The organism is Burkholderia sp. F1, assembly GCF_050813845.1.
Lineage (GTDB): Bacteria > Pseudomonadota > Gammaproteobacteria > Burkholderiales > Burkholderiaceae > Burkholderia > Burkholderia ubonensis.
In genome coordinates, this window is the sequence record NZ_CP172422.1 from 401,870 (window position 1) to 425,866 (window position 23,997).

At 68.0% G+C, this 23,997-nt stretch carries 22 protein-coding genes; 15 read left to right on the forward strand and 7 right to left on the reverse strand.

The window, feature by feature from the left end; translation table 11 throughout:
- Positions 1 to 72: 72 nt before the first annotated feature.
- Both ACFIMZ_RS20865 and ACFIMZ_RS20870 read right to left on the reverse strand, forming a co-directional pair.
- Positions 73 to 942, reverse strand: coding sequence for a DMT family transporter (locus tag ACFIMZ_RS20865; RefSeq protein WP_431824230.1), 870 nt, complete (start codon positions 940 to 942; stop codon positions 73 to 75).
- A gap of 113 nt (positions 943 to 1,055) precedes the next feature.
- A complete protein-coding gene (locus tag ACFIMZ_RS20870) occupies positions 1,056 to 1,241 on the reverse strand; it encodes a hypothetical protein (protein ID WP_084909597.1) in 186 nt (61 codons plus the stop codon).
- A 188-nt stretch (positions 1,242 to 1,429) separates the two neighbouring features.
- Here ACFIMZ_RS20870 and ACFIMZ_RS20875 point away from each other — a divergent pair, with 188 nt between their 5' ends.
- Positions 1,430 to 2,188, forward strand: a complete 759-nt coding sequence (locus ACFIMZ_RS20875; protein ID WP_431824231.1) for a DeoR/GlpR family DNA-binding transcription regulator — start codon at positions 1,430 to 1,432, stop codon at positions 2,186 to 2,188.
- 105 nt (positions 2,189 to 2,293) lie between these two features.
- Positions 2,294 to 4,075 (forward strand): phospholipase D-like domain-containing protein, encoded by a 1,782-nt coding sequence (locus tag ACFIMZ_RS20880; protein WP_431824232.1) that lies wholly within the window; start codon positions 2,294 to 2,296, stop codon positions 4,073 to 4,075.
- Positions 4,076 to 4,093: 18 nt separating this feature from the next.
- Here ACFIMZ_RS20880 and ACFIMZ_RS20885 read toward each other — a convergent pair whose 3' ends face one another.
- The 3 genes from ACFIMZ_RS20885 to ACFIMZ_RS20895 all read right to left on the reverse strand — a co-directional run bounded on the left by ACFIMZ_RS20885 (position 4,094) and on the right by ACFIMZ_RS20895 (position 7,901).
- A complete protein-coding gene (locus tag ACFIMZ_RS20885; protein ID WP_431824233.1) occupies positions 4,094 to 4,771 on the reverse strand; it encodes a TetR family transcriptional regulator in 678 nt (225 codons plus the stop codon).
- A gap of 148 nt (positions 4,772 to 4,919) precedes the next feature.
- Complete coding sequence (locus ACFIMZ_RS20890) at positions 4,920 to 6,188, reverse strand: NAD(P)/FAD-dependent oxidoreductase (RefSeq protein WP_431824234.1); 1,269 nt, start codon at positions 6,186 to 6,188, stop codon at positions 4,920 to 4,922.
- 132 nt (positions 6,189 to 6,320) lie between these two features.
- Entirely contained in the window at positions 6,321 to 7,901 is a 1,581-nt protein-coding gene (locus ACFIMZ_RS20895) for an amino acid permease (RefSeq protein WP_431824235.1), read from the reverse strand.
- Positions 7,902 to 8,543: 642 nt separating this feature from the next.
- Between ACFIMZ_RS20895 and amaB the strand changes: the two genes are divergently transcribed.
- The 7 genes from amaB to ACFIMZ_RS20930 all read left to right on the forward strand — a co-directional run bounded on the left by amaB (position 8,544) and on the right by ACFIMZ_RS20930 (position 13,474).
- Complete coding sequence (gene amaB, locus ACFIMZ_RS20900) at positions 8,544 to 10,055, forward strand: L-piperidine-6-carboxylate dehydrogenase (protein ID WP_431824236.1); 1,512 nt, start codon at positions 8,544 to 8,546, stop codon at positions 10,053 to 10,055.
- Between the two features lie 199 nt (positions 10,056 to 10,254).
- Positions 10,255 to 10,677, forward strand: coding sequence for a hypothetical protein (locus tag ACFIMZ_RS20905; protein WP_431824237.1), 423 nt, complete (start codon positions 10,255 to 10,257; stop codon positions 10,675 to 10,677).
- A gap of 52 nt (positions 10,678 to 10,729) precedes the next feature.
- Complete coding sequence (locus tag ACFIMZ_RS20910) at positions 10,730 to 11,575, forward strand: VOC family protein (protein ID WP_431824238.1); 846 nt, start codon at positions 10,730 to 10,732, stop codon at positions 11,573 to 11,575.
- A gap of 69 nt (positions 11,576 to 11,644) precedes the next feature.
- Complete coding sequence (locus ACFIMZ_RS20915) at positions 11,645 to 12,052, forward strand: VOC family protein (protein WP_431824239.1); 408 nt, start codon at positions 11,645 to 11,647, stop codon at positions 12,050 to 12,052.
- A gap of 164 nt (positions 12,053 to 12,216) precedes the next feature.
- Positions 12,217 to 12,669, forward strand: coding sequence for a hypothetical protein (locus ACFIMZ_RS20920; RefSeq protein ID WP_431824240.1), 453 nt, complete (start codon positions 12,217 to 12,219; stop codon positions 12,667 to 12,669).
- The gene (locus ACFIMZ_RS20925) at positions 12,666 to 13,091 is read left to right on the forward strand and encodes a hypothetical protein (RefSeq protein WP_431824241.1); all 426 of its coding nucleotides are present in this window, start codon (positions 12,666 to 12,668) and stop codon (positions 13,089 to 13,091) included. The genes ACFIMZ_RS20920 and ACFIMZ_RS20925 overlap by 4 nt, the downstream gene beginning before the upstream one ends.
- Complete coding sequence (locus tag ACFIMZ_RS20930; RefSeq protein ID WP_431824242.1) at positions 13,088 to 13,474, forward strand: hypothetical protein; 387 nt, start codon at positions 13,088 to 13,090, stop codon at positions 13,472 to 13,474. Before ACFIMZ_RS20925 ends, ACFIMZ_RS20930 begins: the two co-directional genes overlap by 4 nt.
- An 88-nt stretch (positions 13,475 to 13,562) precedes the next feature.
- Here ACFIMZ_RS20930 and ACFIMZ_RS20935 read toward each other — a convergent pair whose 3' ends face one another.
- Positions 13,563 to 16,010 carry a DUF3772 domain-containing protein gene (locus ACFIMZ_RS20935; protein ID WP_431824243.1) on the reverse strand — a complete coding sequence of 816 codons (2,448 nt, stop codon included), beginning with the start codon at positions 16,008 to 16,010 and terminating at the stop codon, positions 13,563 to 13,565.
- Between the two features lie 425 nt (positions 16,011 to 16,435).
- Here ACFIMZ_RS20935 and ACFIMZ_RS20940 point away from each other — a divergent pair, with 425 nt between their 5' ends.
- The 4 genes from ACFIMZ_RS20940 to ACFIMZ_RS20955 all read left to right on the forward strand — a co-directional run bounded on the left by ACFIMZ_RS20940 (position 16,436) and on the right by ACFIMZ_RS20955 (position 20,401).
- Complete coding sequence (locus ACFIMZ_RS20940) at positions 16,436 to 17,857, forward strand: MFS transporter (RefSeq protein WP_431824244.1); 1,422 nt, start codon at positions 16,436 to 16,438, stop codon at positions 17,855 to 17,857.
- Positions 17,858 to 17,869: 12 nt separating this feature from the next.
- Positions 17,870 to 18,007: a hypothetical protein gene (locus ACFIMZ_RS20945; protein ID WP_431824245.1), complete on the forward strand. Its 138-nt coding sequence runs from the start codon at positions 17,870 to 17,872 to the stop codon at positions 18,005 to 18,007.
- A gap of 220 nt (positions 18,008 to 18,227) precedes the next feature.
- On the forward strand, positions 18,228 to 19,340 hold the full coding sequence (locus ACFIMZ_RS20950; protein ID WP_431824246.1) for a porin: 1,113 nt from the start codon (positions 18,228 to 18,230) through the stop codon (positions 19,338 to 19,340).
- Positions 19,341 to 19,348: 8 nt separating this feature from the next.
- Positions 19,349 to 20,401 (forward strand): nucleoside hydrolase, encoded by a 1,053-nt coding sequence (locus ACFIMZ_RS20955; protein WP_431824247.1) that lies wholly within the window; start codon positions 19,349 to 19,351, stop codon positions 20,399 to 20,401.
- Between the two features lie 18 nt (positions 20,402 to 20,419).
- Here ACFIMZ_RS20955 and ACFIMZ_RS20960 read toward each other — a convergent pair whose 3' ends face one another.
- Complete coding sequence (locus ACFIMZ_RS20960; RefSeq protein WP_431824248.1) at positions 20,420 to 21,331, reverse strand: LysR family transcriptional regulator; 912 nt, start codon at positions 21,329 to 21,331, stop codon at positions 20,420 to 20,422.
- Positions 21,332 to 21,457: 126 nt separating this feature from the next.
- On the opposite strand from ACFIMZ_RS20960, the gene ACFIMZ_RS20965 reads away from it, so the two are divergent.
- Both ACFIMZ_RS20965 and add read left to right on the forward strand, forming a co-directional pair.
- Positions 21,458 to 22,807, forward strand: coding sequence for an NCS2 family permease (locus ACFIMZ_RS20965; RefSeq protein ID WP_431824249.1), 1,350 nt, complete (start codon positions 21,458 to 21,460; stop codon positions 22,805 to 22,807).
- 46 nt (positions 22,808 to 22,853) lie between these two features.
- Positions 22,854 to 23,954, forward strand: coding sequence for an adenosine deaminase (add, locus tag ACFIMZ_RS20970; protein ID WP_431824250.1), 1,101 nt, complete (start codon positions 22,854 to 22,856; stop codon positions 23,952 to 23,954).
- The last annotated feature ends 43 nt before the right edge of the window (positions 23,955 to 23,997 follow it).

Below are 23,997 nucleotides of genomic sequence, written 5' to 3' on the forward strand. Positions count from 1 at the left end.
AAAGGGTTCCGGTACAAGATGCGAGGCGCTCATCATAAGCGCATTCGCGGTGGGCCGCCTGCAGTGCAGTGTCTAGCGCCGCGCGAGCACGACGCCGGCCAGTGCCACGGCGAAACCGGCGAGCTGGACGGTCGCAAGCGTCTCGCCGAACAGCAGGTAGCCCTGCAGCGCGGCCAACGGCGGCGCGAGGAACAGCAGCGACGTCGCGCGCGCGGCGTTGCCGCGCCGGAGCATCCACATCAGCATCGTGACCGCGCCGCCCGACAGGAACACGACGCCCCACACGAGCGACACCCACAGCGCGGGCGAGCCGGTCCAGCGCGTCTCGTGCAGCAGCCCCGCGAACCCGGCCGCGACGAGCGCCGCGCCGAGGTTCTGCACCGCGACGGCGGTGCGCAGGTCGCTCTGCGCGAGCTTCCCTTTCTGGTAGAGCGAGCCGGCGGTGATCGAGCCGACCGCCAGCACCGACACCGCGACGACGAGCCAGGCCGGCGCGGCGCCGGGCGGCGTCGCGACGCCGCCCGCGACCTTCGGCGCCAGCACCAGCGCGACGCCGGCGAGGCCGAGCGCCATCCCGAGCCAGCCGCGCGCGGGCAGCCGTTCGTTGAATAGCGGCACCGCGAGCACGGCGGTCGCGAGCGGCTGCAGCGCGCCGAGCAGCGCCATCACGCCGGCGTTCAGCCCCTGGGCGACCGCCCAGTAGCTCGCGCCGAGGTACACGCCCTGCAGCAGCGCGCCGGCGATCAGGTGGCGCGGCCATTCGCGGCGCGCCGGCCACGGCGCGTGCGCGGCGAGCGCGACCGCGCCGAACAGCACGGCGGTGCCCGCGAAGCGCGCGAGCAGGAACAGGTTGGGATCGGCGTACGGCTTGATCGCCCGCGCGACGATGAAACCGGTGGACCAGAGTGCGACGAAGGCCGCGGCGACAATCGAGGTCAGCATGCAAGACGGGCCGCAGACGGCCGGACGGAATCACGAAGTCCGGCAGTATCCGGCGGCGCGGCGCCGGTGTCTTGTCGAATCCTGCAGTTGCCCGTGCGTCGCGCGAACAGACCCTAGTCGAGCGAGAAGGTGTCGAGCGGCTGGTTCGCGCTCGTGTCGGTCGCGAAGCGCGCGGCGAGCTGCTGATGCAGGCGGCGCGCCTCGTCGAGCGTCAGGTCGATCCAGTACGGATCGCCGGCGGCGTCGTTGAGTCGTTCAGGCGGAAACTGGATTTCGAGCACTATGCCTTTGCGATACATCGCACAAGCCCCTTGTCATTCGTTCGGCGAAACGCAGAGTGTAGCAATGCGCGTCGCGTCGATTCCCGCGCTGTCGGCAATTCAGAATTTCTCCGCCCGCGACGACCGGCCCGCTTACACGCGGCCGTCAAACGGCCGTACTACAATGGCGCGCTATTCATTCACTGGTCGCCTCGGGCGCGTCGGAAATGCTGGCGGAACAACGTCACCAATTCATCCTGTCGGAACTCGGACGGTCGGGCGCGCTGTCCGTCGCGGAGCTGGTGCGCTCGCTCGACGTGTCGCGCGAGACCGTGCGGCGCGACCTGAACGCGCTGGCGGCGCGCGGGCTGCTCGTGATGACGCACGGCGGCGCGCTGGCCGCGGACCGCCGCGAGCCGAGCCTGTCCGAGCGCGAGGCAGCCAACGCCGACGCGAAGCGCGCGATCGGGCGACGCGCGGCCGAATTCGTGCCCGACGGCGCATCGGTGCTGATCGATTCCGGCAGCACGCCGCACGCGGTCGCGCTCGCGCTCGCCGACAAGCACCGGCTGGCGGTCTATACGAACGACTGGCGCACCGCGCTGGTGCTCGCGCGCCGCAACGGCAATCGCGTAACGCTGCTCGGCGGCGAGCTGTCGGATGACGAGGATGCGACGTTCGGGCTCGACACGATCCAGCAGCTCGCGCAATACCATGTCGACTTCGCGTTCGTCGGCGCGGGCGGCATCACGACCGACGGCGAATTCACCGACTACTCGCGGCTTGCCGCCGAAGTGCGCAGCCGCATGATCGCCGCGGCCGCCACGGCGATCTTCGTCGCCGACCATTCGAAGTTCGGCCGCGTGACGCCGGTGCGGATCAACGGCACCGAAGCGGCGCGCTATCTCGTGACCGAGCGCGCGCCCGACAAGGCGGTGCGCCGCACGCTGGTCGCGCGCGGCATCGAGCTGCTCGTCTGCGACTGACGCGCGCGACACACAAGTTTCATCGAAGCGTCATCCCCACGGCAAAACCGCGCGGAAGACTGACTCGTTCGACCCGGTCCGGCGATAGAGCCAAGGAGAACGACGATGTCCGTGAGCGTGCGCAGCTATCTTTCCCCGACGTTGGTGCTGCTGGCCTTCGACTGGCCCGGCGCGCAGGCGCGAACCGACTTTCTCGGTTTCGCGATCAGGCGCACGCCGGGCTTCTGGTCGGCGGACGGGAGAACGCGCGCGCCCTATAGCTGGCTGCCGAACCGCCTGACGTTCGACGGCCCGGCCGCCGATACGCAGGGCGACGCGCCCACCGACCAGGCGCCGATCCAGAAATTCATGTGGTGGGACGCGCGGATCGACCCGCAGGACCGCGGCGGCGCATTCCGCTACGACGTATATCCGGTCGTCGGCACGCCCGCGAGCCTGCAGGTGCTCGACGCGGAACGCGGCGTGTGCGACGTCGTGCTGCCCGCGCACGTCGAGGATGGCATCGGCACTTGGTTCAACCGCGCGGTGGTCAGCTCGCAGGCGTTCGCGAAGCAGGTCGCGGCGCTGCATCTCGCGCCCGGCGAGGCGCCCGCTGCCGACCAGGCGCTGAAGCTGCGCACGTGGCTCGCGAACGACATGGAGCAGGTGTTTGCACAGATGCTCGATCCCGCGTCGCGCGCGGTGTCGGCCGTCTATCACCTGACCGACACGCTGTGGGCGCTGCCCGCGTTCGACGCGTTCGGTCATGCGCACGGCGGCGCGTCGCTCGCAATCGTCTACGACGCGCACGTGACGGCGCGCAAGGGCCGGCCGCCGCTGCCGTCGCCGAACCAGGCGGCCGTCGACGCGCTGCAGGGGCTCGCGACGCTCGCACCGCGCGACCGCACGCACATCATGCACGACAAGTTCATCGTGACGGACGTGCCGGGGAGCGCCGCGCCGGCGCGTGTGCTGACGGGCTCGGCGAACTTCACGACCGAGGGCCTGACCGGGCAGGCGAACGTGCTGCACACGTTCGATTCGCCGGCGCTCGCCGCGCTGTACAACGATCGCGCGCATGCGCTCGCCGCGAATCCGCCGATCGCCGAGACCGCGCGGCTGTCGCCGGGCTGGTCGGAGCCGGTGACGGTCGGCGGCGCGCAGGTGCGGGTGTCGTTCTCGCCCGAGCCGGCGGGGCGGCGCACGCAGATCGACACGATCGTCGCGGCGATCGAGGCGGCGCAGCATTCGGTTGCGTTCTGCCTGTTCATGCCGACCGACGCCGCATTGCGCGACGCGTGCTTCGCGGCCGACGACCGCGGGCTGATGATGTTCGGGCTCGTCAACCGGATCGGCATCGGCAGCGCGACGAAGGCGGATGCCGCGCAGCAGAACGGCCAGGCGCTCGATGCGGCGACGCTTGCGAACCTCGAGCTGTACCACCGCGGCCGCGACCATCGCGACGTGATCGACGCGCAGTATTTTTCGCCGGCGACGGTGCCGCAGGGCTTCGAACCGGAACTGCGGCTGTTTCCGGGCGAGCCCGCGCCCGCCTATCCGCCGGTCGTGATCCATCACAAGTTCATCGTGATCGACGCGGAAGGCGCGAACCCGGTCGTCTACAGTGGGTCGGCGAACATGAGCCGCAATTCCGAGCAATACAACGACGAGAACCTGCTCGAGATTCGCGACGCGCGGATCGCCGCGATCTATCTGGCGGAATTCCTGCGGCTGTACGAGCACTACCGCGCGCGGGCGCTTGCAATCGGCGCGAAGACGCGCGGCGCGTCGCCGCATCCGCGGCTCGCGCTGGCGCCCGATTCGAGCTGGGCGAAGAAGTATTTCGTGGCGGGAAGCCCGGAGGAGAAGGCGCGGGCTGCGCTGGCCGCGCCCGCGCCGAAGGGCTGACGCGCGCGTCGCGCGGCCCTATTCGGCGGCGACGTAGCGCAGCACGGCCTCGGCGATCGTGTCGCGATGCCGCGCGCGCAGGCGCGGCGCCGACGGATCGCGGCCGAACGCGGCGCCGAACGTGTAGCGGTTCGACACGCGATGGAAGCAGAACGAACTGATCAGCAGGTGCAGGTCGAACGCATCGACGTCCTGGCGGAACGCGCCGCTCGCAGCGCCTCGCTCGAGCAGCTCCTCGAGCGTCTTGATGATGCTGACGTTGCGGTTCTTGAACGACTTGAGCTGTTCGAGATACTTCGCGCCGTGGATGTTCTCGATCGACACGAGCCGGACGAAATCGCGATGCTTGTCGTGATAGTCGAACGTGAACTCGACGAGCCGGCGCATGCCTTCGAGCGGCTCCATGTCGCCGACGTGCAGTTCCTGCTCGAGCGCGCGGATGTCGCCGTAGACCTTCTCCAGCACGGCCTCGTACAGGCCTTCCTTGCTTTCGAAGTAGTAGTAGAGCATCCGCTTCGTCGTGTTCGTGCGCTCGGCGATCGCGTCGACGCGCGCGCCGGCGAGCCCCATCGCGGAAAATTCCTGCGTGGCGACGTCGAGGATGTTGCGCTTGGTCTGCTCGGGATCGTATTTGCGCCGCGCCTCGGACGGAACCGCGCGGTTGTCGGACGTGGCGGCCCTGCTTCCTGTTTTCATGTGACGTTATTGTGGCTTCACGGCGGCTTGGACAGGGCATTCTAGCATGTGGAAATTCGCCGTTTTGCCGACCTTTCGTTCTAGTCCGAATACGCCGGGCAGCGCCCGGCGGGCCGCCGCGCGGGCGCTCAATGGCGCTCAGTGGCGCTCAGTGGCGATATGCCGCGAGCGCGTCGCGTGCCTGGTACGCGGTGTACGTGAGCTGCGCGGCGGCGAGGCCCGCGAGCCCGAACGTGCGGGTCAGGCCGAACGCGGCGAAGCCTTCCGGCACCGGCCGCTCGCCGGCCAGCGCGGCGGCGAGCGTTTCGCCCGCGACCGTGGTCGGCGCCATCCCGTGCCCGCCGAACGCGATCGCGTGCCAGACGCCGTCGGCGTCGCGGCCGATCTGCGGCATCTTGTGCCGCGCGTAGCTCATCAGCCCGCCCCACGCGTATTCGACCTTCACGTCCGCGAGCTGCGGATACACGCGCGCGAGGTCGCGCTTGAGCAGGCGGGCGATCGCGTCCGGGCCGCGGTCGAGCACCGAGATCCGGCCGCCCCACAGGATCCGCGTGTCCTGCAGCGGACGGTAGTAGTCGAACGCGAAGCGCGTGTCGTAGATCGCATACGGCGCGTCGATCGCATCGGCGAGGCGCGCGCCGAGCGGCTCGGTCGCGATCACGTAGGTCGCGATCGGCAGCACCGCGCGCTCGATGCGCGGCGACACGCCGCGTGCGTAGCCGCCGCATGCGAACACGACGTCCTTCGCGCGCACCGTGCCCTGAGCGGTGCGCACGACGTAGCCCGCGCCGTCGCGGGCGATGCCGAGCGCGGCCGACTGTTCGTAGATGCGCGCGCCGCCGCGCGCCGCGGCCGCGGCGACGCCGAGCACGTACTTGAGCGGATGGAAATGGAACGCGTTGGGCTCGAACAGGCCGCCGTGATAGCGCGTGGTCTTCAGCCGCGCGCGCAGCGCGTCGGTCGCGACCGGCTCCCAGTCGACGTTGAATTCGGTCTTCATCAGCGTGCGCAGCCCGTCGAGCCGCGACGGATCGTCGAACCAGTTCGCGAGCATCACGCCGCGGTCGACGATGTCGCAGTCGATGCCGTAGCGCGCGATGCGCGCGCGGATCAGGTCGACCGCGTCGACGGTCAGCCGGTACAGGCGGCGCCCTTCGTCGCGGCCGAGCGTGCGCAGCAGGTCGGCGTTGTCGAGGCTGTAGCCGCCGAACACGAAGCCGCCGTTGCGGCCGGACGCGCCGTAGCCGACCCGTTCGCCGTCGAGCACGACGACGTCGCGCACGCCGCGCTCGACGAGTCCGAGCGCGGTGCACAGGCCGGCGAGGCCGCCGCCGACGATGCAGACCTGCGTGTCGACGGTGTCGGTCAGCTGCGGATAGGGCTGGCGGGAAACGGTGGCTTCGTAGAAATTCTGCATGCGATTCGATGACGGAGGAACGACGGAAACACATACGGCACGCGTCGATCTTGCCTGAACGCGCGCGCCGCGTCGAATGCGGGCGGCGCCGCGCCGGCCGCCGTCATGCGGCAGCCGGCGCGGCGGGCAAGGTCACGCGCCCGGCGTCGGGTTCGCCGGCCCGGCGACGTAGGCCGGATAGGCGGGGGTGGCGGCAGGCGCCGGTTCGGGCGCCGCATTGCGCTCGACCCACGGCGCGATTTCCATGTCCTCGTAGCGGACCAGCCGGCATTTGCGCACGAGCGCGTAGCCGAGCCAGATCGCGAGGAAGAACGGCAGCCCGATGTAGGTCGCGGCGATGCTCACCCAGTCGATCCGGGCGGCGAGGAACGCCTGGTAGTCCTGGCCGAGCGCGACGACGACGCACAGCACGAACGCGAAGAACGGGCCGAACGGAAACCACTTCGCGCGATACGGCAGCTGGTCGAGCCGGTAGCCCTGCTTCACAAAGCCCTTGCGGAACCGGTAATGGCTGACCGCGATGCCGAGCCAGGTGATGAAGCCGGCCATCCCCGACGAGTTCAGCAGCCACAAGTAGACCGTCTTGTCGCCATAGAGCGAGGTCAGGAAGCACAGCGCGCCGACTGCCGTCGTCGCGTACAGCGCGTTGCGCGGCACGCCGCCCGGCGACAGCTTCGCGAACAGCTTCGGCGCGCGGCCCTCGACCGCGAGGTTGTACAGCATCCGCGTCGATGCATACATGCCCGAGTTGCCGGCCGACAGCACCGCGGTCAGGATCACCGCGTTCATCACGCCCGCCGCGAACGCGAGGCCCGCATGGCGGAACACCAGCGTGAACGGGCTCACGCCGATGTCGGTCACGTCGCTTTTCAGCAGGTTCGGGTCGGTGTACGGAATCAGCATGCCGATCACGAAGATCGCGAGCACATAGAACAGCAGGATGCGCCAGAAGATCTGGCTCACCGCGCGCGGGATCGTCGTGCGCGGATTCTCCGATTCGCCGGCCGCGACGCCGATCATCTCGGTGCCCTGGAACGAGAAGCCCGCGATCATCGCGACGCCGAGCATCGTCGCCCAGCCGCCCGCGAACGGCGCGTCGCCGATCGTGAAGTTGCCCCAGCCGGTGCTCGGCGCGCCCTTCAGAATGCCGAAGATCATCAGCAGGCCGACGCCGATGAACGCGAGCACGGTCAGCACCTTGATCAGCGCGAACCAGTATTCGGCCTCGCCGAAGCCGCGCACCGACAGCGCGTTGAGCGCGAAGATCAGCGTGAGGAACAGCGCGCTCCACCAGACGCCCGGCACATGCGGGAACCAGTAGTTCATCACGAGCTGCGCGGCGACCAGCTCGACCGCGAGCGTCACCGCCCAGTTGTACCAGTAGTTCCAGCCGAGCGCGAAGCCGAAGCCTTCGTCGACGTACTTCGCGCCGTAGGTCGCGAACGAGCCCGACACCGGCATCAACGCGGCCATCTCGCCGAGGCTCGTCATCAGGAAATAGACCATCAGGCCGATCACCATGTACGCGATCATCGCGCCGCCGGGGCCGGCCTGCGAGATCGACGCGCCGGACGCGACGAACAGGCCGGTGCCGATCGAGCCGCCGATCGCGATCATGCGCAGGTGGCGCGCCTGCAGGCTGCGGTGGAGCTGGGGCTGGGACGCGCGCGCGCCGGGCGCTCGCGCGGAATCGGGGTGGGAATCTGTACGCATGGGTGTTGGGCGCTGTCTCCGGGATTGTTTTGGGGAGACGAAGCACGGCATGTCCGCCCGCCGCCTGCCGGGCGGCGTCGACACGCGTGGCTCGGGGTGACCGGCCGGGATGCATGTCGACTTCGTCTGAGGTCCGGCCGCGCCCGGCAAGGCGGGGCATGGCGGCCATCGGTGCGTCGGGTGCTGTGCCGCACGCCTTGACGCCGGTCAAATTGTGTGGGGTCGAAGCGCAAGCGGCAAACGATATTTCCGAACTAGTTGATGCGTCCTCATCATCAAGTGATGACGCACTGCGGCGTGCGCCGAGGTCGTGCAGCGGGCCGTGCCGCAAGGCTTTTGACGCGTCCGATCCCCGCCCGGGAAAGGGCGGGCCGGACCCCGTGTCGTGATGCGTTTTGGGAATGAAGTCGTGAGTTAATATCAATAGCCGCCCGACTTGTGGCCATCGACAATGCTGGCCATGGATCGCACGCCGCGACCTGAGGAGACGCGCGGCGGCGCGGCCGGGCCGCCGGGCCGCCGGACGGCCGCAGGGCCCGCCGGGCGCGCATCCGCTTGCACAGGGCGCGCGAACGCGCTCCAATCGAATCACGCGGGCGGCGTTGCCGCCGCACCGATCAATCTGTCCCTGAAGAGGAAGTGATGCAATTCAACGACATTCTTGCCGCGCTCGACATCGATCTCGCCCAGTGGAAAGGCAGTGCGCTGACCGCGCGCTCGCCGCTCGACGGCGCGACGCTCGCGACGCTGGCCGTCGACAGCCCTGCCGACGCCGAGCGCAAGATCGACGCCGCGCACGCGGCATTCCTCAAGTGGCGCACGGTGCCCGCGCCGGTTCGCGGCGAACTGGTGCGCGTGTTCGGCAACGTGCTGCGCGAGCACAAGGCCGCGCTCGGCCGGCTCGTCACGCTCGAAGCCGGCAAGATCACGTCGGAAGGGCTCGGCGAAGTGCAGGAAATGATCGACATCTGCGATTTCGCGGTCGGCCTGTCGCGCCAGCTGTACGGCCTGACGATCGCGTCCGAGCGCCCGGGCCACCGGATGATGGAAACGTGGCACCCGATCGGCGTGTGCGGCGTGATTTCGGCGTTCAACTTCCCGGTCGCGGTGTGGGCGTGGAATGCGGCGCTCGCGTTCGTGTGCGGCGATCCGGTCGTGTGGAAGCCGTCCGAGAAGACGCCGCTGACGGCGATCGCCTGCCACGTGCTGCTCGGCAAGGCGCTGCGCGAGTTCGAGAAGACGCATCCGGGCGTTGCGCCTGAAGGCCTGAGCCAGCTGGTGCTCGGCATGCGCGACGTCGGCGAGGTGCTGACGTCGTCGAAGAAGGTGCCGGTCGTCAGCGCGACGGGCAGCGTGCGGATGGGCCAGGAAGTCGCGAAGGTGCTGAGCCAGCGCCTCGGCCGCGGCATTCTCGAGCTCGGCGGCAACAACGGGATGATCGTCGCGCCGAGCGCGGATCTCGATCTCGTCGTGCGCGCGGTCACGTTCGCCGCGGTCGGCACGGCCGGTCAGCGCTGCACGACGCTGCGCCGCCTGATCGTGCACCGCAGCGTCGTCGATCAGCTGCTGCCGCGCCTCGAGAAGGCTTATGCGTCGGTGACGGTCGGCAGCCCGCTGGAAGCCGGCACGCTCATCGGCCCGCTGGTCGATCGCGCGTCGTTCGACGCGATGCAGAAGGCGCTGGCCGATGCGCGCGAGCAGGGCGGCGAGGTGAAGGGCGGCGAGCGCGTCGACGTCGGTCACGCCGATGCGTACTACGTGCGTCCGGCTATCGTGCGGATGCCTAAGCAGTCGGCGGTGGTCGAGCGCGAGACGTTCGCGCCGATCCTCTACGTGATGGTGTATGACGACTTCGCGGACGCGATCGACGTGCACAACGCGGTGCCGCAGGGCCTGTCGTCGGCGATCTTCACGAACGACATGCGCGAGGCCGAGCAGTTCATGTCGGCGGCGGGCAGCGATTGCGGGATCGTCAATGTGAACATCGGCACGAGCGGCGCGGAGATCGGCGGCGCGTTCGGCGGCGAGAAGGAAACGGGCGGCGGGCGCGAGTCGGGCTCGGACGCGTGGAAGGCTTATATGCGTCGCGCGACGAACACGATCAACTACAGCCGCGAGCTGCCGCTGGCGCAAGGGGTGAAGTTCGACGTTTGACGCAGCGCGCCGGATTCGGCGCGTGAGTGAAACAGGGCCGGCTGCCGCGATGCGGTAGCCGGCCCTTGTCGTTTGCGGCGGCTTGCCCGACGGTCCGCACTGGGCGTTCTGACAGTGGCATTTCCGGCCCGGATCAAGCACCATGCCCGGTTTGCCGCCCGCTTCCTGAACACGAACCGAGCCCGGTCGTGCCGTCATCATGAATGGACATGAGATTCTTGCGAAACTGGCGGGGCACTCGCCAGTCGCGATGCAGCGATATGCGTCGTCCTGTTTGCGCCGCTACTGCGAGGTCAAGGGACTCTCGCACCCGGCCGTCGATGCGTTGCTGGATCATCTCGATTCCGTCGCGACGAGCCGGGACCTGGCCGAGTGGGAGCGAAAGGGAGCATTGCTCGATTTGAACGGAAGGGGCGATCCGATCCCGGCGGGCATCACGTTCGCGTTGTCGGAAGACGAGCGGAACGCGTTTGCGGTTCTGGTCGAAAGCGTGGTGGAGGTCGGCATCGTTGACCTGTATGGCGCGAAGACGGATTTTCCATCGTGCTTCCTGGACAAGACAATGCGCATCCTGGAGCAGAACGGGATTCCTTTGCCGGCGTGGATCGAGTCATCCGTCTGAGGGTGGCTTCGACGAGGCCGCGGCAGCGATAGACCATGCGCTGGCCGTCGGCATGCAGGACGCACCTTATTTGCTGCGCGAGAAGCGGGAGCACTGCCGGCGTGGCGCGAGCAAGAAGGCCGTCGCCGCAAATTGCGACGGCGTTCGATTCCGGCAGTTCATCGACGGCATTCCGCGCATGTTCCGGACGGAAGGTGTCGCGCCGGTTGCCGCGACCTTCGTCGACGTCCCCGGCGGGAGGACGTTGCGCGTTTCGCGCACCACCAGGGCATTGGCGCGCCATTCCATTCGTGGAACGGCGCGCGATCGCTGGCGGCGAAAGAGGTGTTCAGCCATTGTTTTGCCGAGAAGATCGACGTGGCGCGCTTTCGCATCGATCGTCGAAACGCCGTCTGGCGGGAATCGACGTCGCGGATTCGAATCGATTGTCGCGACGGCGGAGTCGCGGCCGCTCGACGCAGGAGCGGGCCGTCAGTCAAGGGAAGATATGGAAGACGCGAAGGGAAGGATCCGTCTTGTGATTCCGGTGAAACCGAAGAGCATGCAACGGATGACGGAATTTTATGGCAGCGGATTGGGTTTCGAGGTGACGGAGGATGGGGAGGTGCTATTCGGGGGGCCGTATGGCGGGGTTGGGACGTTTCTGTATGAAAACGGAAAGGGGCCGCTCAATAGAAACGCAATCATCCAGATCGAAATTGCGAAGGACTTCGGCGCATTCTGTCGTCGTTTGAAAGACGCAGGCGCGAAGTTCGAAGAGATCGGGCGGCTGCCGGTCGGCTATTTCGCTCACTTTCGAGATCCAAGCGACAACCTGATCACGATCTACAGCGACGAAGACGATGAGGAAAGCGACAAGATCGTTTACGGCTGGGCCGAAACCGTCACGATTGATTGATTCCTGGACGCTTGCGCGAGAGCACTCGATTCGGTCGTAGGCATCTTGATGCGCGACCAAAGGGGAGAGATGGAAATCATCAAGAGCAGGGCCAGATTTGTCATTCCGGTCAAACCCAAGGGTATGCCGGAGATGGTGGACTTCTATAGCCGTGGACTGGGCTTTGAGGTGGTGGGAGGCAGGGAGGTCCTGCTTGACGGGGATGGCGGAATTGGCCTGTTCCTGCATCGGGAAAAGAACGATGCCGTGAGCGGCATCTCGATCATTCACATCTGGGTCGAAAAGGACTTCGGCGTGTTCTGCCGCCACTTGAAGGAGGTCGGGGCGAAGTTCCAGGAGATTGCGCGAATGCCCGCCGGCTATGAAGCACTTCTTTCGGATCCGAGCGGCAACTTGATCACGCTTTCCTGTGACGAAGACGACGAGAAGAATGACGAAATCGTCTACGGCTGGAAGGAAACGGTCACGATCGATTGACGGGATGCCGGCCGCCGATCCTCACGACACGACCGGCATCGTGCCTGACTGGAGAGAACCACCCACATGGAAGTGCGCGGCGTCACGACCCGGGCTGGCAGTATGCCGATCCGGAGCGAACCGCCGCCTCGTTGGCACCCGTGACATGGAGGAATGAAACTGCAATGGACATGCTGTCCGATCTGATTCGCCGCGAACGATTCTATTACGCCGACTGTATTGCGTTGGGGCATGCGCGCGTGATCGGCTACACCGTGGCCGGTTCGCGACTGGACCTGAATGCAGCGACCCGCGTCGACGAATCGGATCTCACCGATATCGTCGAGACATTCTCGATCGAGATCGCCGGGGCGACCTATGCGGGTGGCGAGGGTGTCGCGCACGGGTCATGCGGGTTCTTTTACAAGAGAACCGGGGATCGCTTGAACTGGGCGGTGATGTCGACGGAATCGGATCCCTTCGTCGCAGCCAGGCGCGTGGACGGTGGTATCGCGTTTCTGTCGCGGTGCGGCGACGAATGGGTCGTGCCCGGGGACGACGTGGCAAGCCTTCGCATTGATCGTCGAGATGCTGGCCGGTTTCAGGGTGACGCACCACTTGCCCGGAGAGCGAAATGAAAGTGAGCTTCTGCTACCCGTCGGGGCTGCGTCAGGAATTATGCTCCGCCGACGCATTCGAAGCCCTCGTCGCCACGCTGACCGAACAGGACTGGCTGGCCGGTTCGGGAACGGCGGGGATCGATGTGGGCGACGGCGCGGCGTATCTGACGATAACGAAAGCGCCGGGCGACCGGCGCTTCATGCTGGTCAACGCGGACGGACCGGGAGAGGACGAGTACGTCCGCGTGACGTCGCGAACCTGCACGTCACCCGTCGTCGTCTACATCGGCGGAAACCGGACCATTTTTCCGGTGGAATTCTTCTCCGGAACCGATGACCTGACCTGGGCCGCGCAGGCGTTGATCGAGCACGGGCGTATCGAGCGCGACGAGCATTGGGTGATCCTACATCAGCAGGAATGGCCGGGGATGGACGAATGAAGCCGGCCGGACGATCGACGCTGATCGGATATCCGCCCGAGGCGCTGCGGGCGTTCCACTGCTACGTCTACGAGTGGATCGACAACCTGAATTTCTGCATGCCGGTTCGGGATGCGGCGAGCGACTGGCAGACCTACGTGCAGGAAGCGCACGCGCGATTGGCCTGCCACGGGTGGAACGGCGAAGGCGAGGTCGCGTTGCTGTGGCTTCCGCCGTTTTCGTTGAAGGGGATCCTGGAAGGTGGGGCGGCCGCTTTTCTGGACCATGCCGGGCGTGCGTGGACAAACGGCCTGATTCTATGGCACGTCAAGCAGGAGGCCGACGGCACGTCGTTTCTTCTGTCGCCCGTCGAGCTTGATCTGCCCGATTTCGGTATCGATTGATCGTGAGCGAGCACGTAGACATGTCCTATGTGCCTCCTGTCGTAGACGGACGAGCGTGCGCAGGTGGCCTGCTCATCATGCGGTCCCGTTACGCCTCCCCCGCCGGCATGTTCTGCACCATCAGCATCCGCGGGCTCGACAGCGAGATCTGCGCGGCGCGCAGCCGTTTCAGGATCTCGAACAGCAGGTCGCTCTTCGTCGACCCCGCGATCCGCGGGCTCGCGACGTAACCCGTCACGCTCAGCGTGATGCCGTCCGGCGTGAGCTGGCTGAACGTCACCGACGGCGCGGGCTTCTCCAGAATCGACGGATGCTCGCGGTAAGCGTCGAGCAGCAGGTCGCGCACCTGTTCCGGATCGGTGTTCAGCGGGAACGTCAGCACCAGCGTCGCGACGCCCTGCGTGCTGTTGCCCATCGTCACGTTGCGCAGGTTCTGCGAGATCAGCTGCGAGTTCGGCACGATCACGGTCGAGCGGTCGCTGAGCTGGATCTCGGTCGCGCGCACGTTGATCCGGCGGATGTCGCCTTCGACGCCGCTGATGCTGATCATGTCGCCGACCTTCACCGGTCGCTCGGTCAGCAGGATCAGCCCCGACACGAAGTTCTTCACGATCTCCTGCAGGCCGAAGCCGATACCGACCGACAGCGCGCTGACGATCCACGCGAGCTTGTCCCAGCGCACGCCGAGCAGCGCCAGCGTCATCAGCACGATCAGCGCATAGCCGACGTTGCTGAACAGCGTGACGAGCGATGCGCGCATGCCGGGGTCCATGCCGAGCGCCGGCATGAACTCGTTGTCGAGCCAGCGCCGCACCGAGCGCAGCAGGTAGAGGCCGATCGCGAAGCCGATCACCGCGTTGACGATCCGGTCCGGCATGATGTTCAGGCTCTGCAGCTTCTGGCCGCCGACCACCGCGACCAGGCTGTCGAGCAGGTCGCCCGGCGTCGTGCCGAAGCCGCCCGTCAGCAGCGCGATCACCGCGAACAGCATCAGCAGGCTCGTGCCGAGGCCCGACAGCACGGTCTGCGCCTGTTCGAGATGCTTGTCGCCGAGCCCGAACAGGTGCTTGATCTGCCTGCCGCTCGACAGGTTCGCGTTGAACAGCGTGGCGCACGCGTCGCGCGTCAGTTGCGTCAGTACGTACACGCTGCACAGGACGATCTCGAACCAGACCAGCTCGAAGGTGATGAAGCGTGCGACGGTGATGTAGCCGATCATCAGCGCGAGCAGCGACACGACGATCGCGAGCGACACGCCGGCGTGGATCAGCCCCGCGAGCGTCGAGCGCTGCTCGGGCGCTTCGCCGGCCGCCGCGAGCGCGCTGCGCACGCGGTTCGCGCGCAGCAGCGACGCGCCGACCGTCAGCGTGACGACGAGCGCCACGATGCCGCGGCCGAACAGCGTGACCGACAGGCTCGTGTCGACGATCCGGTTGATTTCCTCGATCGTGCCGAACACGAGCAGCAGCGCGGCCAGCACGCCCGGGAACGGCCGCATCGCACGGGCGACCGGATCGGCGAGCGCGGGCAGCCGCCACGACGGATGGCGCGTGCACAGCAGCGCGCGGCCGAGGCCCGCGATCAGCGCGCAGGTGAGCGCCAGCTTCGCGAACTCGTCCCACAGGTCGCTGAGCGTCGGCGTGAGATCGTAGCGACGCGCCAGCGCGACATAGAGGAGTTGCACCGCGACGCCGGTGGTCAGCAGCGTGGTGACCGCGGTCGACAGCGCGAGCGCGCTGCGGCGCAGGCGGGTTTCGGGCAGGCGGTTCACGCAGAACCACGCGAGCCAGTGTTCGATGAGCCGCCGGCCCACGATCCAGACCGCCAGCGCGGCGAGCAGCAGCAGCGTGGTCACGATGCGCTGCCCCGGCTGCCAGGCCGACTTCAGCATCGCGACGAGCTGCTCGTCGAAGCCGCCGAGCCGCTGCGCGTCGCCGGGCGGCAGCCGGAACAGCGGCAGCCAGAATTGCGCGCCGAAGATGCTGCCCGAGCGCAGCACGAGCTGGTTCTTCAGCAGGCTGCGATTCAGCTTCGAGAACTGGTCGGTCAGGTTGGCGAGATTGCCCTTCTGGTCGCCGGCCTGCCTCAGCGCCGCATCGATTTGCGCCTTGCGCGCGTTCAACGTCGCTCGCTGCTGCGCGACGGCCGGGGTCTCGGGCGCCGCGCCCGGCGCGGGCGGCGGCCCGAGCACGTCGAGCTGCGCCTGGATCTTCGCGCGTTGCGGGGCCAGTTGCGCGGTCAGCTTGTCGACGGCGGCGCTCAATTGCTGCGTCGAGTCGGCGAGCCCATCGAGCGACTTGCTGTTCGTCGCGGCCGAGGTCTGCTGCTTGATGCGGTCCTGTTCGGCCTGCATCTGCTTCAGCTCGGCGACCGCGTCGTTCAACGAAATCGTCGGGGCGGATGCGCCGTCGGCGGTGGCCGCGCCGGCTTCGGAAGTCGGCGATGGAAACGCGGACGCCGCTGCGGCCGGGATCAGGTACAGCAGCGCGATCAGTGCGACCCGGCGTGCAAAAGTGGAAAGTTGTTGTATGCGCATGGAATCCTTGCGATTTGCCGACATGGCCCTGCCGGCAGATCGTCCACGGGTTGTCACGGTTGGGCAGACGGCATGTTACCGGTGTGCGCCGGCGTCGGCCGCTGCCGCGGAATCTTCCGAGCATAGCGGCATGCGGGTCGCGATGTGTTGAAGGCGTGCGGCGGCGGGGCGGTTGCGCCGCGCGCAGACTGGCGTGACGCGCTTGCGCGGCGCGACGCGGCGGTCGATCCGCCGTGCGGCGCGGCAGCGCGCCGGCCGACAGATGGTTACGAAATTTACACAATGTGCGGGCCGGCGGCGGGCGTTTGCCGCGCGGCGCCGCGGTGTCGGGGCCGGTACAATGGAACCGATTCGCATGACGGCCGCGCGACGGCTGCCCGGCGACGAGACAACACGACAAGACAACATCAGGAGACGCGCCCACGATGGCTTCATCGGAAACTTCCCCACGGGCGCCCGCGACGCCGAACTCCACGCTCGACGTCGGCTCGATTTCCGCCCGCCTCGACCGCCTGCCGCCGACCCGCAGCGTCTGGAAGCTCGTCGTGCTGCTGAGCCTCGGTTTCTTCTTCGAACTCTACGACCTGCTGTACAGCGGCTACGTCGCGCCCGGCCTCGTCAAGAGCGGCGTCCTGACCGCGACGACGCACGGGCTGTTCGGCACGACCGGCGTCGCGAGCTTCATCGCCGCGCTGTTCGCGGGCCTCTTCATCGGCACGATCGCGTGCGGCTTCCTTGCCGATCGCTTCGGACGCCGTGCGATCTTCACGTGGTCGCTGCTGTGGTATACGGCCGCGAATGTCGTGATGGCGTTCCAGGACACCGCCGCCGGGCTGAACTTCTGGCGCTTCGTCGTCGGTCTCGGGCTCGGCGTCGAGATGGTGACGATCGGCACGTACATCTCGGAGCTCGTGCCAAAGCAGATCCGCGGCCGCGCGTTCGCGTGCGAGCAGGCGGTCGGGTTCGCCGCGGTGCCGGTCGTCGCGTTCCTCGCGTACCTGCTCGTCCCGCGCGCGCCGCTCGGCCTCGACGGCTGGCGCTGGGTCGTGCTGATCGGCGCGCACGGCGCGATCTTCGTCTGGTGGATCCGCCGCGCGCTGCCGGAAAGCCCGCGCTGGCTCGCGCAGCAGGGCCGGCTCGACGAGGCGGACCGCGTGATGCGCGCGCTCGAGGCGAAGGTCGAGGCGGAATACGGCCGCCCGCTGCCGCCGCCCGCGCCTGCCCAGCCGGTGCACGCGCGCGGCAGCTTCCGGGACATGTGGGTGCCGCCGTACCGCAACCGCACGATCATGATGACGATCTTCAACGTGTTCCAGACGGTCGGCTTCTACGGCTTCGCGAACTGGGTGCCGACGCTGCTGATCAAGCAGGGCATCACGATCACGACGAGCCTCGCGTATTCGAGCGTGATCGCGCTGGCCGCGCCGATCGGCCCGTTGATCGGACTCCTGATCGCCGACCGCTTCGAGCGCAAGTCGGTGATCGTCGCGATGGCGGGCGCGGCGGTGGTCTGCGGGCTGCTGTTCAGCCAGACGACGGTGGCCGCGTTCCTGATCGTGCTCGGCATCGGCCTCACGCTCGCGAACAACATCATGTCGTACAGCTTCCACGCATACCAGGCCGAGCTGTTCCCGACCGCGATCCGTGCGCGCGCGGTCGGCTTCGTCTACTCGTGGAGCCGCTTCTCGGCGATCTTCACGTCGTTCGCGATCGCCGCCGTGCTGAAGGGCTTCGGCACCGCCGGCGTGTTCGTGTTCATCGCGGGCGCGATGGCGGTCGTGATGGCGGTGATCGGGCTGATGGGGCCGCGCACCAAGGGCATCGCGCTCGAAGCGATCTCCAAGTAGCGGCCGCGCGGCGTGTTCACGCACACGCCGGACAACATGGATTTCCGCGCGGAAGGCACGACGAACGACAACGGCATCCGCGGCGACGGCCGCCGCGACATGCGGATCGACGACTTCGGCTGGGTGGACAGCGAACGCGGCCCGGCGTAGCCGCTGCCGCCGGGCCGCAACGCGTGGTCGAAGGTGCCGAAGGGCGGGGATACGGCGGACTGACGGCCCCCCGGCCGACGGCGCATGTGAAGATGAGAATAAATCCGATTTATCGTCACATAAGAAATCCAAACTTTTAAGATAACGACCGGGTTCGTATAGTCGAGGTCGGCTTCGCGGAACCCGCCGCGCCCGGACCTCAACCGACCTCACGACCCGCATGAAAACTCTCTACAAGCTCGCTCCGCTCGCGATGCTCGGCGCATTCGCGACCCATGCCTGCGCGCAAAGCAGCGTGACGCTGTACGGTCTCATCTCGGCCGGCGTCGGTTTCGCGACCAACCAGGGCGGCAAGAACGCCTGGCAGGCGCTGTCCGGCACGAACCAGAACCCGCGCTGGGGGCTGAAGGGCAAGGAGGATCTGGGGCAGGGGCTGTCGGCGATCTTCCAGCTCGAGAACGGCTTCAACGTGATGACCGGCGCCGCCGCGCAGAACGGCCGGGAATTCGGGCGCCAGGCGTATGTCGGCCTTGCCGACCGCACCTACGGCACGCTGACGTTCGGCCGCCAGTACGACGCGATCCACGACTACATCGGCCCCGTGATCATCGCGAGCAACGGCGTGAACATCGGCGACAACGACAACGGCTACAACGACATCCGCGTGCAGAACTCGGTGAAGTACGTGAGTCCGGACTACTACGGACTGAAGCTGACCGCGCAGTACGGCTTCAGCAACGCGACGGGCTTCGCGAACAACAACGCCTGCAGCTTCGGCATCGGCTACGAGCACGGCCCGCTGCGCTGGAGCGCCGTGTATGCGCAGTACAACCATCCGTATAGCGGCACGAACCCGGACGGCGCGATCGCGAACGACTACGCGTCGCCGCTCCTGATCTTCAGCAGGAGCGCGACGTCGCCGGCGGTGTTCGCGCGCCGGCAGCGGATCGCGGGCACGGGCGGCTTCTACACGATCGGCCACGCGCAGTTCGCGGCGATGTTCACCGACGTTCGCTACGATTACCTCGACAACTCGCACCTGCACCTGCAGAACGCCGGCGTGAACGTCGTCTACACGATGACGCCGCAACTGTTCCTCGGCGCCGCGTACGCGTTCACGAACGGCAAGTACGACGTGATCGGCAAGCGTCCGAAGTGGCACCAGGTGAACCTGCAGGCCGATTATTTCCTGTCGAAACGCACGGACGTCGCGCTGACGGTGATCGCGCAGCAGGCGGCGGGCGACGCGGACCACGCGCAGATCTTCGCGTATGCCCGCTCGACCGGCACCCGCCAGATGATCGCGACGCTCGGCGTCCGGCACGTCTTCTGATCATGACCATGACGAACACAGCCTTTCCCCGCCGCAGCTTCCTGAAACTGTCCGCCGCGCTGGCCGGCACCGCGCTCGTGCCGGACGCCGGCGCGTTCGCCGCCGGCCCGGACGCCGCGCGGCGCACCGTGATCATCGATACCGATCCGGGGCAGGACGACGCGATCGCGATCCTGTTCGCGCTCGGCGCGCGGGATCGTCTCGACGTGCGCGCGCTGACCGCGGTCGCGGGCAACGTGCCGCTCGACCTGACCGAGCGCAATGCGCGGATCATCCGCGACTGGGCCGGATGCACGAACACGCTGCCGGTCTACGCGGGCTGCCCGCGGCCGCTCGCGCGCGAGCTGATCACGGCCGCGAACGTGCACGGCAAGACCGGCCTCGAGGGCGTCGCGCTGCACGAGCCGAAGGCGCCGCTCGCGTCCGGTCATGCGGTGACGTATCTGGTCGACACGCTGCGCGGCGCCGCGCCGAACAGCGTGACGCTGTGCGCGCTCGGCCCGCTGACCAATCTCGCGAGCGCGCTGATCGAGGCGCCGCAGATCCGCGCCGGCCTGCGCGAGATCGTGCTGATGGGCGGCGCGTTCTTCGAGCGCGGCAACATCACGCCGGCCGCCGAATTCAACATCTATGTCGATCCGCAGGCGGCCGACGTCGTGTTCGGCAGCGGCGTGCCGATCGTCGTGCTGCCGCGCGACGTCGCGGTGAAGGCGCCGATCACGCCCGCGCGGGTCGCGCCGTTTCGCGCGCTCGGCAACCGCTGCGGCGCGATCGTCGCGGACATCATGGCGGCCGAGCTTGCGTACAACAAGAAGCGCCGAGGGATCGAGGAAGCGCCGATGTACGACCCGACCGCGGTGGGCTATCTCGTCGATCCGTCGATGTTCGGCGGCCGCAAGGTCAACGTCGTGGTCGAGACGGCCGGGCAGTGGACGCTCGGCGAGACGGTGGTCGACTGGAACGGGCGCAGCGGCCGCGCGCCGAACGCGACGTGGATCAACGAGGTCGACGCGGACCGCTTCTATGCGGTGCTTGCCGAGCGCATCGCGAAGCTGCCTTGACCGCGCGCCCGGGGATCGTCAGATGTGCTTCGCAAGCCATTCGCGACACGCGCGCACGTGCGGGCCGCGATCGTCGCCCGTGAGCGAGATCAGCGAGATCGCGCGCGTGACGCGCGGCTTCTCGACGCGCAGCGCGACGAGCTCGGGATCGTGCAGATGCATCGTGTAGAGGCTCGGCAGCACGACCGTCGCGAGGCCGTTGCGCGCGAGCGCGTAGAGCGGCTCCGTGTATTCCATCCGGTAGGTGACGTTCAGGCGCAGCTTCTCGGCGCCGCCGGTGCGATGCAGCGACTCGCTGACGCTGCCGCGCACGAACACCGCCAGCTCACGGTCGACGAGCTTCGCCCACGTGACGGCCTTCGCGCCGGCGAGCGGGTCGTCGTGTCGCACGACGATCACGATCTCGTCCTCGAACAGCTGCCGGTAGTGCAGCGCGCCGTCGTCCTGGTCGGGTTCGCGCACGCCGATGCCGAGATCCGCGACACCGTCGCGCACCGCTTCGACGAGCGAGCTGTTGGGCAGGTCGGTGAGCGTGAAGCGCAGCGTCGGGTGCGCGTCGCGCAGTGCGTTGAGCGCGGGCAGCAGGCGACCCGCGACCGACGGGATGAACGCGATCCGCACGGTCTGGATGCGCTCGCCGATGACGCGCGTCATGTCGTCGAAGGTGCCGCGCGCCTGGTTCAGCAGCCGCTCGGCGAGCGGCAGCACGGCCTCGCCGGCGGAGGTCAGCGTGAGCCGGTGCGCGGAGCGCGCGAACAGGCGGCCGCCGAGCAGGAACTCGATCTGGCGGATCGACGCGGTGAGCGCGGGCTGCGTGAGCGACAGCGCCTGCGCGGCCTGCGTGAAGCTGCGCGCATGCGCGAGCACGACGAAATGCTGGACCTGCCGAAGCGTGAGCGCGGGCAGCAGGGACGAGCGGTCGGACGACATCGGGCGGTTAAGGGCGGTTAAGGGCGGTAAAGGAAGAAAGGACGGCCGGAAGGCGGTACGCGGCAGTATAAGACCGCGCCGCGCGGGCCGACACAGGACAATATCCGGAATCGACAGGAGAACAGGATGTCATCGACACACGCAGCGCCGGCCCGCATGCCGGACAACTGGCTCGAGCGCCGCTTCGCGCTCGCCGCGCGCGGCGGCAGCGTGCGCACCGAGGCGATCGCGGGCGTCACGTCGTTTCTCGCGGCCGCGTACCTGCTCGTCGTGATTCCGTCGCTGCTCGCCACCGGCGGCATGGAGCGCGGTGCGGCGACCACCGCGACGATCGTCGTGTTCGTGCTGTTCACGCTCCTGATGGGCTTCTACGCGAACCTGCCGTTCCTCGTCGGGCCCGGCATCGGCGGCTCGGTGATCATCGGCGTCACGCTCGCGACGACCGAGCACGTCGGCTGGCAGACGGGCCTCGGCATCGCGTGCGTGTCCGGCGTGCTGTTCTTCCTGCTGACGATCCTCGGCGCGCGCGGCGTCGTCGTGCGGCTGATCCCGGTGCAGATCAAGCTCGGGCTCGGCGCGTCGATCGGCCTGTTCGTGACGATGCTCGGGCTGCGCAATGCGGGGATGGTCGTCGCGAACGCGAAGGCCAATGCGTTCGCGCTCGGCGATTTCTCGCGGCCGGGCGCGCTCGTCGCGCTGGTCGGGCTGGCCGTCGCGATCGTGCTGCAGGCGCGCAAGGTGCCGGGCGCGATCCTGATCGCGATTCTCGTCGCCGCCGGCGCGGGCGTGCCGCTCGGCGTCACGCACCTGCCCGCGTCGTTCGTGTCGATGCCGCACAGCATCGCGCCGATCGCGCTGAAGCTCGACCTCGGCGGCGCGCTCACGCTCGCCGCCGCGCCGTACCTGTTCGCGTTCTTCGCGGCGGAGTTCTTCTCGACGCTCGGCACCGCGCTCGCGGTCGGCGCGAAGGCGAACCTGCTCGACGAGCACGGCAACCTGCCGGACATCAACCGGCCGTTCCTCGTCGATTCCCTTGCCGCGACGCTCGGGCCGGTATTCGGCATTCCCGCGTTGACCGCGCTGATCGAGTCGGCCGCGGGCGTCGAGGCGGGCGGTCGCACCGGCCTGTCGTCGGTCGCGGCGGCCGTGCTGTTCGCCGCGATGCTGCTGTTCGTGCCGGTCGCGCTCGCGATCCCGAAGGAGGCGACCGCGCCGGCGCTGATCCTGATCGGGTTGTCGATGTTCGCGACGATCCGCCATACGCATTTCGACGACTTCACCGACGCGCTGCCCGTGATGGCGATGGTGCTGCTCACGCTGATGTCGAACAGCTTCGGCACCGGCATCGCGGGCGGCCTGTTGTGCTACGTGCTCGTCAAGCTGCTCGCGGGCCGCTGGCGCGACGTGTCGTGGGGGCTCGTCGTGCTGGCGATGCCGCTCGGCTACTACTTCTGGACCGTCGTGAAGCCGCACTGAGAGGCGGCTTCGGCGACGCATCGGCAATCCCCCGAACGAGAGTGACATGAAGGGAACACCAGGCAACGTCCCGGCCGCGCGCACGGGCATCGAGATCATGCCGGCCCACCGGGCCTTCTTCCACGCGATGCCGAAGGTCGAGCTGCATTGCCACCTGCTCGGCGCGGTGCGACACGACACGTTCGTCGCGCTCGCCGAGCGCAGCGGCGCGCCGATCGCGCGCGCGGAGATCGACACGTTCTATGCGCGCGGCAAGCGGCCGATTGGCGTGCTGCACGTGCTGCGTGCGCTGGACCGGTATCTGCTGACGCGGCCCGACGATCTGCACCGGATCGCCTACGAATACCTGCAGGATGCGGCCGCGCACAACGTCCGCCACTGCGAATTCTTCTGGAATCCGACGGGCACGGTGCGGGTGTCGGAGATCACCTATCCGGACGCGCAGGCCGCGATCGTCGCGGCGATTCGCGACGCGGCGCGCGACTTCGGGGTCAGCGCACGGCTGATCCCGAGCATCGACCGCGAGCAGGACCCGGACGAGGCGGTCGCGATCGTCGAATGGATGAAGGCGCATCGCGCGGACGAAGTGGCGGGGCTGGGGATCGACTATCGCGAGAACGACCGGCCGCCGGAACTGTTCTGGAAGGCTTACCGGGATGCGCGCGCGGCCGGGTTCCGCACGACCGCGCATGCCGGCGAGTTCGGCATGCCGTGGCGCAACGTCGAGACCGCGGTGGACCTGCTGCAGGTCGACCGGGTCGATCACGGCTACACGATCGTCGACAACCCGGCGCTGTGTGCGCGCTATGCGGAGCGCGGGATCGTGTTCACGGTGGTGCCGACCAACTCGTATTACCTGCGCACCTTGCCGCCGGACGAGTGGGCGACGCTGCATCCGCTGCGCAGGATGCCGGGCCTCGGGCTGAAGGTGCATCCGAACACCGACGATCCGACGCTGCACAACGTCAATCCGAGCGAGGCGTGGGAACTGATGTTCAGCCATTTCGGCTTCACGGTTGCCGACCTGAAGCAGTTCATGCTGAACGGGATCGACGGCGCGTGGATCGACGAGGCAACGAAGGCCGCGTGGCGCGCGGCGTGGTCGCAGGAGTACGACCGGCTGGCCGCGGGGCTCGCGGCGGGCTGAGCGCATGATCGATTGCCGCGAGGGGTCCCTATAATGCGTGCGC